The 14,795-nt window shown below is 46.6% G+C and carries 8 protein-coding genes; all 8 read right to left on the bottom strand.

Annotation, left to right across the window (positions count from 1 at the left end; all coding sequences use genetic code 11):
• Positions 1 to 74: 74 nt before the first annotated feature.
• A complete protein-coding gene (locus H7T88_RS09365; RefSeq protein ID WP_221788223.1) occupies positions 75 to 1,736 on the bottom strand; it encodes an AraC family transcriptional regulator in 1,662 nt (553 codons plus the stop codon).
• 248 nt (positions 1,737 to 1,984) lie between these two features.
• On the bottom strand, positions 1,985 to 3,835 hold the full coding sequence (locus tag H7T88_RS09360) for an ABC transporter ATP-binding protein (RefSeq protein ID WP_221788221.1): 1,851 nt from the start codon (positions 3,833 to 3,835) through the stop codon (positions 1,985 to 1,987).
• Positions 3,832 to 5,604: an ABC transporter ATP-binding protein gene (locus H7T88_RS09355; RefSeq protein ID WP_090917085.1), complete on the bottom strand. Its 1,773-nt coding sequence runs from the start codon at positions 5,602 to 5,604 to the stop codon at positions 3,832 to 3,834. The genes H7T88_RS09360 and H7T88_RS09355 overlap by 4 nt, the downstream gene beginning before the upstream one ends.
• Positions 5,605 to 5,993: 389 nt before the next feature.
• Positions 5,994 to 9,785 carry a dynamin family protein gene (locus H7T88_RS09350; protein ID WP_260510801.1) on the bottom strand — a complete coding sequence of 1,264 codons (3,792 nt, stop codon included), beginning with the start codon at positions 9,783 to 9,785 and terminating at the stop codon, positions 5,994 to 5,996.
• A 319-nt stretch (positions 9,786 to 10,104) separates the two neighbouring features.
• A complete protein-coding gene (locus H7T88_RS09345) occupies positions 10,105 to 10,377 on the bottom strand; it encodes an NAD/NADP transhydrogenase alpha subunit (RefSeq protein WP_090917088.1) in 273 nt (90 codons plus the stop codon).
• 20 nt (positions 10,378 to 10,397) lie between these two features.
• A complete protein-coding gene (nth, locus tag H7T88_RS09340; RefSeq protein WP_090917090.1) occupies positions 10,398 to 11,096 on the bottom strand; it encodes an endonuclease III in 699 nt (232 codons plus the stop codon).
• A gap of 163 nt (positions 11,097 to 11,259) precedes the next feature.
• Positions 11,260 to 13,998, bottom strand: a complete 2,739-nt coding sequence (locus tag H7T88_RS09335; protein ID WP_221788219.1) for an S-layer homology domain-containing protein — start codon at positions 13,996 to 13,998, stop codon at positions 11,260 to 11,262.
• Between the two features lie 71 nt (positions 13,999 to 14,069).
• The gene (locus H7T88_RS09330) at positions 14,070 to 14,765 is read right to left on the bottom strand and encodes a GerMN domain-containing protein (RefSeq protein WP_154983645.1); all 696 of its coding nucleotides are present in this window, start codon (positions 14,763 to 14,765) and stop codon (positions 14,070 to 14,072) included.
• Positions 14,766 to 14,795 lie beyond the last annotated feature (30 nt).

Genomic DNA, 14,795 nt, shown 5'->3' with positions numbered 1-14,795 from the left:
ATCATTATCAATTAGACATAGGAGTAGTATATTAAATAACGGCGTTCCAAGATATTGACGATTCAGACTTTATCTTATGGACGATGTCGCCACAACTTTAACACTTCATCCAGCATCAATTCATGGGTAAAGGCCGTATAATCCAGCAGAACACTAGGGATCAACATATCGATGCAGTCATTTTGAGCCGCTTTTGTCGCCATCCATACCTCTGACTTTTGAATTTTTGCCCACGTCTGTCTTGATTCCTCGTCTTCACTCACAATAAGCAATGCCCTATCTATGGTTAATTCCGCTAGATCACCGATATTAAAATGCGGCTTGTGCCAAATATACTCGATACCCTCTGGCGCCATTAACTGCATATCGTTATAAAACACCGAAGCGATGGTTTGCGGATTCATAACCTGTATTTCCGTACCATGCACACGAAGCACGATTAACCGATCTTGACGGACCTTCCTCGATAGCTCTGATCTAATCACGTCAGCCTTTTGTTCATATCTTTCGAGCCACACCTCAGCCGCCTCAGGCCGATTCATAAATTCAGCTACCGTTCTCAGATGATCCCGCCAATCTCCTTCCGACTGAGTTAACACACAAACAGGTGCGATTGAACTTAAACGCTGCATCATACTCTCAGACATTTCTTCACGAACAGCGACAATATAATCAGGACGAATCGCTTCTAATTGCTGCAAACAGCCATGCTCATTATCGATCAGAGGTATTACCTTATCTGTTTGGTACTTTCGTCTGTAATACGCTGTCCAAGGATGACTCGCTTGAGCAGCGGCAGGAATAATCTGGAGGGCCAGTAATGTTCCAATGCCAAGCGAGTGAACCGCAGCAATACGTTGCTTGCTATTTTGTATAAAAGCTGCTGGCGGGAGACCTGTAATTTGCTTGAATTTTCGGCGGAAGTACATCTCGTCTTGAAACCCTACGCAAGCTGCAATTTCCTTTAGCCTTGGACTATGATCATTCCTCATCATGATCTGAGCCTGTTTGATCCGGTATATTGTCAAATAATCCATTGCGCTACAGCCATACATTTTCTTAAACAACCGCATGAAATGACGAGAACTCATTCGTGCAACCTCAGCCAAATCCTGGATCGTTATTTTTTTCATATACTGCTGTTCGATATAATGTCTAACTTGTTCAATAGGTAATGCTGGTTGGTGGGACTGTACATAAACCATATCATTAAAAATCTTATACAATAGCTCCTGAAAACGAATCTGACCTAAAAAATGCTGCAGCCTGTCTTCCCCACGGATCAGCTGCTCGATTTCCTGACATAACAAATTCACGGCAACCGGTGAGCTACATTGAATCACACGACCATTCGTCTGCGTACACACTTGCTTCATCATCCCCAAAGCGGATACTACGTTTGAATTTGACTGTTCGCCTAAAAAAACGTTAAATCTGATCTGATAGAGTCCTCCTGCTTCTTTTCCCCTAAGCTCTGCTTCAATCAGTTGTCCAGGCAGACCTAGATATACTGCTCCGCTCCGAAGTTCAATAAACTGACCGTCCACCGTAAGCCATCCTTCACCATCAGTAATAAATAGTAACAGATAACGATCCAGAAAGTGTTTTCCGAGACGCCAGTTTGATTCAGAATGATTTGTAACTGCTGACTCCAATTCAACCAACTTGAAATGCAGCTGATCTAACTGATCAAAAAATGTATATAAATTAGCCTCATCGGTGGCTTTCATCTGCATATTTTCCTCCACATATCTCTATTGTGCTTCCTTCAATTATTTAAAATATAACATAATTTCGTTATTCATTTTTGAACAATAAAAACGATTCATCTTGAACTCAAGTTGATCCAGGAATGCCCAATGATTATATTCAAAAAAACACTTCAGCCTTTGTCTCAGTGTTCTCATCACGACCGTCCGATGAAAGGATCACCCAAACAAAATAAGCTGAAGTGTCTGTAAACCTGCGTTACTCGCTATGTTTATTACAAAAACCGATACTGTGCTTCAATCAGACCGTTGTAAACTCCTTGTTTCTGGATAAGCCGTTCATGGTTGCCCTCTTCCTTGATCTCCCCATGATCCAGCACAATAATATGATCGGCATTACGAATGGTGGAGAGGCGGTGAGCCACCATAAAGGACGTTCGCCCCTGAAGTAATACTTTGAGGGCTTCCTGAATTTTCAACTCCGTTTCCGTGTCAATGCTGGCTGTAGCTTCATCCAGAATCAAGATGCGCGGATCAGCGAGCAATGCCCGGGCAAAAGATAACAGTTGCCGTTGTCCCATCGACAACACATTACCTCTCTCTTCCACTTCGGTATCATATCCACCCGGAAGCTTCATGATAAACTCGTGCGCGTTAACAGCCTTCGCCGCTTCTTCCACCTCTTCGTTCGTCGCATCCAGCCGTCCAAAACGGATATTGTCCCGGATCGTGCCCGAGAAAATGAATGTATCCTGCAGCACAATGCTGATCTGACTACGCAGGCTTTCCACCGTCACATCACGCACGTCATGTCCATCGATGGTCAGGCGGCCGCCCGTGATGTCATAGAAACGGCTAATCAGATTGATGATTGTACTTTTACCCGAGCCTGTATGACCGACAAGTGCGATGGATTGCCCTGCCGCCGCCTTGAAGCTAATGCCTTTCAGCGCCTGTCTTCCCTTTTCGTACTCAAATACGACATTATCGAATACGATATCCCCTTTAATAGAAGGAAGCGGCTTGGCACCTGGTTTGTCAGCGATATTCGGCTCTTCATCCATAAACTCGAAAATTCGTTCAGAAGATGCCATGGCAACCAGCAACTGATTGTACATCTGTCCCAAACGGTTAATTGGGTCCCAGAAGTTGCCGACATAGTTGGCGAAAGCCACGAGCAAACCCACGGTCAACATTTCATTTTGAATGAGATGTGCGCCGTACCAGAACAGAATTAACGTCCCGAAACCACCTGTAATTTCAATCAAAGGACCAAATCCCTGGTTCATTGCTGATGCTTTGTCCCACGACTTTTTGCTGGACATATTCATGTTGTCGAAGTATTTCATATTTTCTTTTTCTTGAGTGTACGCCTGCGTAACCCGAATTCCTTGAATGGATTCATTGAGGTGAGAGTTAATCCGAGAGTTCTTCATACGCACATCCTGCCACGCCCGGCGAATCAGCACCCGCAATTTCGTAGATATAATGAACATAATCGGTACCGTAATGATTACAGCAAGACCGAGTTTCCAGTTAATCAACAGGAGAATGACGATGATACCAAGTAGCTGCACGCAGTCGATCATGACGTTAACCGCACCATTCGTGAACAGATCCTGTAAAGAATTGATGTCATTCGTTACACGTACAAGCACGGAACCTGCGGGTCTTTTGTCAAAAAAGTTAAAGGACAGCTTCTGAATATGTTTGAACAAGTCTGAGCGAAGATCGTAAATCACCCGTTGCCCAATAATATTCGTCAGTTTAATACGGTATGTGTTAGCTGCCCACTGGATGAGATACAGTAGCAGGATTGAACCTGCGATAATATACAGCAGTGTCATGCTAGGTACTCCGGTCTGCGGTGCAATAGCTCTATCGATTGCAAGACTGATTAGAAAAGGTACGGCTAATTTCGTAATCGTTCCAAGAATCATCATTAGAATCACAAACGGCAGGAGCTGCCTCGCATACGGTTTCATGTAAGCAAACAATCGTGCAAACTCTTGCCAGTTAAACGGTTTTTCGATCACTTCATCATCCTGATAGACAAATCGTTCATTCATTTTTTTATTCGAGGGTTCCTTAACCTCTCGCCTATCTGTTATTGTTTCGGCGCTCATGAGTTCACCTGCTCCCCAGCCTCCCGCTTCCCGCGGGCAATGTAGTCTGCATATTGAATGTTATAGACATCCTGGTACGGTCCAGGTACTTGAATTAACTCCGTATGTTTGCCGCGTTGTACCACGCGTCCTTCGTCCAGCACCAGAATCTCATCTGCATGTCGCAGCGAAGAGATCCGGTGGGCAATGATAAATGTCGTTCTGCCGCGCATAACCTCTTGAAAGCCCGACTGAATCTCATGTTCGGTTTCCATGTCAACGGCACTTGTGGCATCATCAAGGACAAGAATCTTCGGATTTTTCAGCAAAGCCCGCGCAATAGCAATCCGCTGCTTCTGTCCTCCGGAGAGTCCCATACCGCGTTCACCGACGACCGTATCATATCCTTCGGGAAACTCCATGATAAAGTCATGAGCCTTCGCCAGCTTGGCGGCGCGGATAATCTCTTCCATCGTCACATTTTTCAACCCGTAGGAGATGTTGTTACGTATGCTAGAGGAGAACAGGAACGTCTCCTGGAACACGGAAGCAATCTGACTTCGCAAGCTACGAATGCCCATATCTTTAATGTTTCTGCCATCGAGCTTGATCGAACCGGAGTTCACGTTATAGGCACGCATCAAAAGCTGGATAATCGTAGATTTCCCTGATCCTGTTCCTCCGAGGAAACCGATTACAGAACCAGGCGGAGCATCAAAATTAATATCGGTTACAGCAGGCATTTTGTTACCATAAGCAAACGTTACCGATTCAAAGGTCACATGACCTTTCACCTGATCTGTCTCCACAATAACCGGGTCTTCGGTCTCTTGCACATCCACAGGGGTGTTCAGCAACTCAAGCACCCGTTCACCTGAAGCTTTGGACTGAGTGTAGTTGTTAATGTGAAAGCCGAGGCCCCACATTGGACCAATTATGTACCAGATCAAACTGAAGAAGGCAACAAGTTGACCCAAGGTCAGGGTTTGCTGGATTACCATTCTGCCACCGATCACAAGCAGCAGTACGACACTTACCGAAGCCAAAATCTCCATAATCGGAAAATAGCGGCTCCACAACGTGGCAGCATGAATTTGATTCGTTTTGTAGCGTTCGTTTCGTGTGGAGAACTTCTCCACTTCATAAGGCTCACGTGCAAACGATTTAACCGTTCTTACACCTGTAATGTTTTCTTGCACCGCTGTAGTCAGCGAGCTTAATGCCAATCGCATTTCCTGAAATGCCGGATGAATTCTGGATTCGAATCGAAGCGCAACGAAGGCAAGCAGAGGGATGCAGACGAGTGTCAGCAGCGTTAACTTCCAGCTCATCGTCATCATCATAATTGCACCGAATACGACCATAAGAACCATGTTAAGAATCTGGGCGAAACCAAATCCGATAAAGTTACGGATGGCCTCCAAATCTCCCGTGAGGCGGGACATCAGATCACCTGTTTTGGCCGTATCATAATAACGGAAGGATAAAAATTGAAGTTTTTCATAACAGGCATTACGTAAACGATACGCCAAATAATTGCCTAGACGTCCGCCAAAGAAACCGTGTAAAAATTGCATGCCTGCTTTCAAAATAACAACACCTAACACCGTCAGGGCAAGCATGGGAACGTCTTCAAAATTACGTGGCACAATAACGTCATCGATCAAAATTCGAAGCAGGTTCGGATAGACTAATCCTAGTGCGGTCGCTAAGGCGAGAAACAAGATCGATACCAATAAATACGTTCGCTTCTCCCAAAAATAGGTTTGCAGTTGCCTGAGAACATCCATGTGTCTCCTCCTCTAATGTTGCTTGAAATGATATGAACATTTATGAAGTTTATCACCGTCCCTCATTCGCGGCAAAGCGAATAATAGACCATATTCAGGCGACTTTCAGCTAATTATCGCATTAACGGATGCCAATAGCCGACTTTCAATCAAATGTTTGAATATTCTCTATATTTCAGGTTGTTCATGCCAAAAAAAGGCTCCCTATATGCCTTTGCGGCGGGAGCCTTTTTTGACGCTTTTTTGCAACATTTTCACTGGGTTATGGAAGAAATCAATTATTTTACAAACGTTTCCAAAATATTTGCAGATTTGATCAACCAACCTTGTGGCAATATAGAGTATCACTTATCAGAAGTTTCACACGGTGATGCAACCCCCATGACCATCTATTCCTGCATTTGTTCAAGCTGTTCGGACAAGGCCACCCATTGCTCAGCCTGGATTCCACTTGCAAGGGTATCCTGTATGCCCGTAACGGCTTCTTCCAGCCTTTCGGTGAGCTGACGAGAGTGATGCTGCACCGATTGATGAACCTGTGTATCATAAAATTGCACCAGTTTCTGTTCTGAGGCTGGAAGCACTTCAATCATCATCTGTTTGAGCACCGGCTCAAGTGCCTCCTGAAGGCGCTGACGCCCTTCTCCTTCAAAGAACTGCTTCGGATTCCGGAAGTAACTCCAGTAGTTTTTCCAGCCCGACGGTTCTTCTAGCCGAATTTCATCCAGCACAGGGGTACTCCACTTTTCATCCAAGGTTAAGGACAAGTCGATACCGCCTGTCAGCTGCTTCACTTCATTAATACATTCAGTTACTTGCTTGCCAACCCAAGCATGACCAGTCTGCTCCAATCGCAGTGTTGTGGCGAGCAATTCCTGCTCAAGCTCAATGCCGATCATACGCAACAGCTCCCGGCCGCAAGCTGCGAACGCCGTTTTCAAGTTGCCCTGATCTTCACGTAATACGGATGGATGAAACGCCTCTGCCATAAACTGACCCAATCGGAAGGCTAAACGCTGTCTGACATGGAAAAGCAATTCATTCGTTTCCTGTGACAGTTCATCCTTCATTGATCGCTGCGCTAATCGCTCAATCCGCAAGCGTGACTGCTCCGATATCGTGCCCAGTTCATCTCGCCGCTGACGCAGTGTTTCTTCCCCCTGTGCCGCATCCTCTGCACGTTGCTTTAACCGCTGAATGACACGCGCCAGCTCTTCGGAGGCTCCACCAACTGCGAGATCAGCCAATTCCTTGCCTGCAAATTGATTAAACTCTTCTTCGAAACGCATAAAACCCGATTGTTGCAATCGATCAACGTTTCCATCCATTTTACCTTCCATCGCAAGCATGCTGGATACTGGGAAAAGACGTGGTGAGCGAATCCCGTTTTTCCGCAGTTCTGTCCCTACATGATCGAGCACTTGTTCCAATTCTTCTTCCGAGGAAGATAAATCACTCGCATTAACGACAAAGAACATCTGATCCATCGCCGAGCTATCTTTCACTCGCCCAAGTTGATTCAGGAACTGCCGGTCTCCCTGGGAGAAGGCGTGATTATAATAGGTTACAAAAATCAAGGCATCTGCATTTTTCATATAATTAAACGTTACGCCTGTATGCCGGGCATTGACTGAATCTGCTCCAGGTGTATCCACAAGCACTATTCCTTGTTCAGTCACGTCACAGCTGTAATACAGGTCAATGGAATCTACAAAACAAGATTTCTTCTCATTGGCTACAAAATGGCGATATCCGTTCAAGTCCACCAGCACATCTTGCCCAAGTTGATCCGCTGTTTCCTCCCAGCCAGCCGCAGCGGCCTGTAAGAAGCTGTAATGCGGACGCCCTGCTGGGTGTACATCCTGAGGCGTGAGTGATTGCACCCGCTTTTGCCATTCCGTGCCCGGCTCTCCAAGACCAAGCAGACGGAAGGAATAGGCAAGGTCCTCCTGGAAGGCCTCCCGGGTCTTCATGCGGACCCGGGCAGTACCATGCTCCATGCCACCGGCCGGAGCCATAATACGGTTGATCGCCGCTGTCGTTGGATGCGGCGATACCGGGAGGACCGCTTCGCCCAGCAATGCGTTGGCGAAGGAGGATTTGCCCGCGCTGAACGCACCGAACAGCGCGAGCGTGAACGTGCCACCCGCAAGCGAAGCCGCGCGTGCACGCAAATCCCGTACCGCCGACCCCATGGCGGGGTACGGCTCCACCAGCGCAGCAGCAGCTTCCAGCCGTGCCGCTGCTGCGTCCAGGCGCCGGCGGCGTTCCGCGCCAGCCGCCGCCGGTGCGCCCTGCGCCGCTGCTACGCGCGGCGGCGCAGGGGCCTGCGTCTGTGGCTGCGCCGCCACAGACGCGGACGTGCCCGCCTGCGAACCGGGAGCTTCGCCCGGTTCAGGCGCGGGCACGTGCGGGCCCTTCACCTCCGGCAATAGCCCGGAGGGGAGGGGGCCCGCAGGAGGCAGCAGGCTGCGCAGCCCTGCTGCCTCTTCGGCGGCGGCGCGCTGGAGCGCCGTGTAGCGCGCCGCCGCCGCGGATTGCGCCAGCAGCGCTGCGCGGCTGGCGTCCAGCGCCTGGAGCGCGGCTTCGCCCTGCGCAGCCAGCGCTTCCAGGATGCGGTCGGCCAGCAGCATGGCCGACTTACGGTACCGGGCCTCAATCTCGCCCCGGACATCTTTGCTGAATTGCATGACATACTCAGGCGATAGTTCTGCACTCGCACTTCGTTTCAGTTCAAGCAATTCTTCATTAATTACAGGCAATTCTGTGTTAAGTGCCTGCTCCCACGCGGCATCCCAGACCTGATAAGCTTCCCCTAGCTGTCTGAGCATCGTCCGAATATGAACCTCCACTTGACTGGAAGTCTGATCCTGAAGCAGTCTCACCAGTTCCGAAGCCCGGCGCTGTTTCTCCTGTTCCGTTTTGCCTCCTGAAAAGAGCAGACCTACCCGGAATCCCGGCTTGCGGCTCTCCAAATAATGACCAGCCGAAGTTCGGATATCCGCTGGGGTCAGGTTTGCGTTAGCAAGCAAAGAATCCACCTCTGCCCTGAATTTCTCACGGACTTGCGACGGTTTGGCTCGAAGCTCTGCGACTTGTTCATCCAGTAGAGCAATCTCACGCTCCAAACGTTCGATACCTTCTTGTCCTCCTACTTGTTCAAGCAGTGCAGTTTCTTCATCTTCTCTCATCCCGGCTTCCCGTCTCAGATGTTGCTCCGTGATATGACTGGCTGAACTGGCTAAACTGTGAGAGATCAGCTCTTCTTTCTTGGTCATCAGCTCAGTAATCAGTTCCGGTAATTGACCCCACTGATTATATCGATGCTGCTGGTCACGCAAGGAAGTGAATAACAGACCGTCATAACGGACTTCCCATGCGGCAAAAATCGCCTCTACTCCATCCACATATTGATCAAACGAAAGCTCCCGTTCCCGATGTTTGTCGATCTGATTCACAATTAAAAATAGTGGCTTCCCCCAGTCGGACAAACTTTTGGCAAAAGAAAGATTTGTCTCCGACTGAACATGATTGTAATCCATCACATAGAACACAACATCAGCCAGATGTAGTGCCGAATGCGTAGCCAGGCTATGTCCGCGATCCGTCGAATCCACACCTGGCGTGTCCAGCAATACAGCATCGTCCTGTAGTAGAGGAATATGATCCCATACTTCTATGGAACTGTACGCCCCTCCATTTTTACAATACGTCTCCAGCTCCTCTGGTGAAACTTCCAATGTTCCTGCTTTATTGTCAGCGCTTACGTTCGGTGAAGTATAAATAAGTGCTCTCGGCTTGCCGTTGCGTATTGCGACGACATTGGCACTGGTTGGCACCGGACTTGATGGCAGTACTCGCTTGCCACACAAGCTGTTGATCAAACTCGACTTGCCTGCCGAGAAATGTCCACAGAACGCAATCGTCAGATGTTTCGTTTCAGCCTTGCTGATTAAATCCGTTAGTGCCTCTACAGCGGTATGGTCCCCTGACTGCTTCATTGCTTCACGTAGCGGTAACAAAGGTGTGGCCATTTCTGCTGGGTAATCTGTTCTGGACATGACTGGCCTTCCTCCTGGCTCCTCTAATTTGACATCCGTTTCGACGTCAATCTCTGATTTATCTTCATATAGTTTAACATCATCATGTTTGAATTTGAACGATTTCACTTGAATCTGCATGTAGATGGATTCCAGATCAATATAAGTTCAATTTGAGATGATTTGCCACGCCCGATGATGGCAAAAAATTCTTTCGAACCAACTCATCACGCTAATTTCCACGTTTACGTTTGTTTGGTACGTTAATCCGTTACTATGTATCTATAAAAAAATAAAACCGACATGTCGGTTTTATACAGGTCATACTTTTAACTCCCACACTAATTAGGGATGTTTATCATCAAGTAACTGGCTGCATGACATGCCTAGCAGCTACATTAACGATCGCTTCTCGGCAATGTCAATGCAACCAGGTTCCTGATCATAGGTTAACAAAAACTTAAGATACTGCGTTTTCCATTGTAGGCAACAGGATTTCAAAAACTTGACCATGTTGCAAAATGGTAATGCCACGGCCTTTGTCTCTCATTACCACAACCTCAGGCTTTGTAGACATACGCTCCAGATAATGCTCAGGCACGTCACCAGAGTGACTCACAGTAATGCCTTCAACTTCTTTTTCTTCATTCTCCGCCATTTCCTGTTCAACGATTTGTTCAAAAATATCGGAGAAGGCTTCAAAATTGTCAGTGTACACGGAAATGCATTTCATCGTTATTCATCCTTTTCTGCTTATGAATTTAATTTTCGTTTTCGGGTGGTGACACGTTCCTTATCTTTCCTGATCTGGGACGTTTTCATACGTTTTTTCCCTTCCCTGCATATGTCTAAGAGCGGACAGATATGGCATTGGGGAGTTTGAGCCTTGCAATGGTAGCGTCCAAAAAATATAAACCGGTGATGAGTTATTGTCCACTCATCCCGAGGTACGCGCTTCATCAGTTTCTTCTCGACTTCAAGTACGGAGTCATCCCAACCCGCGAGCCCCAGTCTCTTCGACACACGTTCAACATGAGTATCTACAGCGATCGCCGGTACTCCAAACGCATTTGAAACGACAACATTCGCGGTTTTACGTCCGACACCTGGCAGGGTGACAAGCTGATCATGTTCCTGCGGTACATCGCCGCCATACTGCTCTATTAAAATTCGGCACATGTTCTGGATATGCTTGGCCTTGTTTCGGTACAATCCAATTCGGCGAATATCCTGCTCCAGCTCTTCAAGAGGAACCATTAGATAATCGGCCGGGCTTTTGTACTTTTGAAACAAATCTGCAGTGACCTTGTTCACCGTTTCGTCTGTGCACTGCGCAGATAAAAGGACCGCTACCGTTAGTTCAAATGCATTGCTGTGATTTAACTCGCAATGTGCATCAGGAAACATGGCTTCCATGGTTTCGAGTATATGTCTTACCGTCGCTGCATTCATGAAGGGCTACCTCCCACAAGTCTGCTCCACACTGTAGAGCCTTACTTCAAGCTTCAGCCAAGTAGCTTGGCGGGGATCCAAAAAGCTTGCAAAAAAAACGTCTTGATGCGGGAAAGATCCCGTATCAAGACGGTCATTCTTTTGATCCTCGAAAAAGAAACGATTACTGTTTTTGAATCTCCATCACGACGTTGTTCAGGAGATACAATACAATATTATCATTATCTCTGAGAGATTGCACGCTTAAAGTATTGTCACCCTGGTGAACAAATACATTAGATCCCAGTGCAAAACGGTAGTTCATGTCTGATGTTGTTTCGCGTTTAACCAAAATCTGGTTACCCACTCCATCATAAGACCAGAACTGTTTACTCATGACAGTAAGCACTCTGAAACGTGTGGAATTATCTGTATCTTTAGTCATTTCCACACGGTCGCCAACCGTGAGGTTAGTCAAAGATGTTAATGTCGAACCGGTTTTAACAACTTTAACAGGTCCACTCACAGATACTTTATCTGTCGCACCATTAAACTGTTTCAATGTAACCGAAGTTGCATCCACTGCAGTAACCTCAGCCAGCGTACGTTTAACCACTTGAACAGCCTTCGGTGTAACTCCTTCAAACGTTACATTAATCAAATTGCCTGCAGTCAACTGGGAAGGTGTAATGGATTGACCACTTTCGCCAGTCAATACCGCTTGATCCACATAAAACTGACTTGTAAGCAGATCTGATTTTACCCGAACACGACCGTTGGATTCCATGGAGACCACTTCGAATTGAGCAACTGTTTTCAATGCAATCTTCTGCGCTACATCCTGATTTGTTCCAAGGGTAACCGCAACATTATCCCCTACCTTCAAATCAGACAGACTAGCCGTTGATTTGTTATACATTTCAACCGCTGCTGCTGTCGTATAAGGAACTGTAATCGTCTGGTTGCCAGATAACAAGCTGATTTTTCGGTTTGTTGTATCAATATTACTAATTGTGCCTTCGTATTTGTAAATTACCTTCACAGACAATGCACGAGTTCCCACATAAGTCAGATCCAGTTTGCGTCCGTCATTGAGCAAGGACTCCAGACCTGCCAGTGTCGGTTTGACTGTGTTATAGTCCATTTTTGTTTTTTCATCCAGTGTGAATACATAAGGTTTTTTATTTGCATCCAGTACAGTAAGCACTTTGGTCTTACTGTTATAGGATACAACTGTAGCCCCGTTCAGAGGCTCCATTTGCCGGCCAATCACCTGAATGCGAGTTACCTGGTCATCACTGTTTAATGTTAATTCAACCTTGTCACCATTGTTCGCATCTGTAATCAGGTCATTCAGCGTTGCATCTTGAATACCATTAATAATCACTTCCGGTTTCTCGCTCAGCAATTTTGCTTCAAGTGAACCTCCATCACGTTTATACATCAATGTGGATTGGTTGCCGCCGATCTCAACTAATGTTCCACGAACGGATTGTTCTACGCCCTGATTCAGCTCAATTGTCTGCAGAACACTGTCTTTGACAGTGTATTTCACAGTGCTGCCTGCCTTCAAATCAGCCAAAGACAAAATGCGGTTTTGATAACGAATAATTAGATTATCTGTATACGTATACTGCTCTGTTGCCCCCGCAGCATTCACGAGCTTGATCGTTTTTCCGGAAGTAACCACTTCCGCAACTACACCGCTGTCACTCTTGTTAACAATACCGGATTTAACCCGGATCACCACTGTTTTTTTGTCAGCAGAGAACGTCTCGCGCTGTACTTCAATGATGCTGTCCACTGTAATATCAGACAATTTAATTGCTTTTCCGTTCTGATCCATGAATGCAGTATTCTCATCATAAGTATATGTTTCATAGTTTTCGCCTACAAAGAGACCGATTTTGTTCCCGGACAATGCACGCGCAAACGTACCTTCTACGCTCTCCATTTGTTGCTTGGCATCAACAACCTCCACATAGGAAGCTGCACCTGCCGAACCAACGATAAGAACTTTCGTATATAGTTTCACATCCGATGCAGATGCGCGTGTTTCACTATCTTTGGTAAAGTACGGGGTATTGCTGTTCACTACATAGTTAACCGTTTTACCGTCAACTAGTAGCGTGATCTGCCCGTCTTTCAATCCGGTAACATAACCCGTAGAAGTATTCGGATACTTCGTATCCGTCAACGATTCACCACGACTAAAAAATGTCGCAAGCTGAGCACGAGTTACAGAGCCTGTCGGATTGAACTTGTTGTTTTCCAAACCTTTGGCCAGATCCAAACTAACAGCCAGATTTACATACCCTTTCGCACTGTCTGAAATATTTGCGTTGTCAGCAAATCCAGTGGACTGATTATTCTGTGCTTTCGCTTCAGCATCTTTGTTCAACGAGCGGATTAATAGTTTAGTAATCCATTCACGAGTTGCCGGCTTTTGTCCCCATGTTGTTTTGGAGACATCAGATGATGCTTCTTCCGTTTTATCCACGAGTCCCAATTGAAGTGCAAGCGCAACATATGGCTTAAAGTAGTTTCCTACTTGCATATTTGTCGGTAATGCCGCAGCCGTGCTCGTGTTCAACTGCGATTCCGTATTCATAAAACGGATGGCCATCGTTATCGCTTCTTGTTGCGTTACCGCGTCCCCTGGACGAAACAGGCCGTTATTGCCGAGAAGAATACCTTGATACGCCAGCTTGTATACATGTTTCTCAGCCCAGTATCCAGCCTTGATATCACTAAACAAACCTGTTGGTGCAGCCGTACTTTGTACTGCCGCATTTTGGCCCTGTCCCGTTTCTGTTGTGTCTGCTGCCATAGCAGCTCCACCCGCGCTAAGGGCCATCATGCCTGCAAGCACGGCTGATACTACTTTTTTAGAGTGTGATGGATGGTTATATTTAAAAGTCACCTATGATTCCCCTCTCTCATATAAAAACGACCTCAATCCGTGAGTCTACGGTAACGCACTTGAAGCAAAACTTAATTGGATCTTGTCATTGGATGTTCAAGATCCACATGTCCCATCAAACTTTCAGTTGATTTACCATCTACCAGCAGATCAAGTGATTTTACCTCATCGAACTGGAAGAACGTTTGTTTCAACGCATCGATGGCAAACGATTCACCACCAGCACCAAGACGTGCCGTATCCGGCATATGAATATCCAGTGTCAGTGCTCCATCCTTGAATTGAACTGATTTCAGCTCAATATCCTTGGACCATAGCGGAACGAGCTTCTCATCTTTGCTTTGCTGCAAAGAAGCAAAAGCCTCTTTATATTTGTCATCTTCCGATGCAAACGTAATTTCGGCTGACGCTTTGTGAAGTTCCAGCTCCTCCGGATCGGTATAAAACACTTCGATAGACTTCTTCTCCTTGCTATCGGATGTTGAAGGTTTGTCCGTAGATACTTCACCAGAAGAAGCTCCACCAGAAGACGTTGTTCCCTCCGAGCTTCCGTTCGCTGAGTTAGATGGTGTTGTGTTATCCTCGGAACCAGCCGTCGTAGGGTCGGTAATGACCTGACCGTCCACTTCTGTAGCGCCGTTCCCTGTTTGTGTCTCTGATCCCGCACCTTGTGTCTGGTTTGGAGCAGCTGTCGGTTTACTACCACATCCAGCAGCTACGGCCATAACCGTTACCAGCAAAGCTGCGATCCATATTTTTTTGTTCATTCTAACTCATCCTCCTCAGCATAAGGGTTG

This window comes from Paenibacillus cucumis (ex Kampfer et al. 2016), assembly GCF_019748695.1.
Taxonomy (GTDB): domain Bacteria; phylum Bacillota; class Bacilli; order Paenibacillales; family Paenibacillaceae; genus Paenibacillus; species Paenibacillus polysaccharolyticus.
The sequence above is the reverse complement of the archived record's forward strand: the minus strand, read 5'-3'. Positions and strand labels throughout refer to the sequence as shown.

Bases quoted from the DNA above. Each gene is read 5' to 3' on its own strand.
- H7T88_RS09365 (WP_221788223.1), bottom strand. From the start codon at position 1,736: ATGCAGATGAAAGCCACCGATGAGGCTAATTTATATACATTTTTTGAT.
- H7T88_RS09355 (WP_090917085.1), bottom strand. From the start codon at position 5,604: ATGGATGTTCTCAGGCAACTGCAAACCTATTTTTGGGAGAAGCGAACG.
- nth (WP_090917090.1), bottom strand. From the start codon at position 11,096: ATGAATGCAGCGACGGTAAGACATATACTCGAAACCATGGAAGCCATG.
- H7T88_RS09360 (WP_221788221.1), bottom strand. From the start codon at position 3,835: ATGAGCGCCGAAACAATAACAGATAGGCGAGAGGTTAAGGAACCCTCG.
- H7T88_RS09345 (WP_090917088.1), bottom strand. From the start codon at position 10,377: ATGAAATGCATTTCCGTGTACACTGACAATTTTGAAGCCTTCTCCGAT.
- H7T88_RS09350 (WP_260510801.1), bottom strand. From the start codon at position 9,785: ATGCAGATTCAAGTGAAATCGTTCAAATTCAAACATGATGATGTTAAA.
- H7T88_RS09330 (WP_154983645.1), bottom strand. From the start codon at position 14,765: ATGAACAAAAAAATATGGATCGCAGCTTTGCTGGTAACGGTTATGGCC.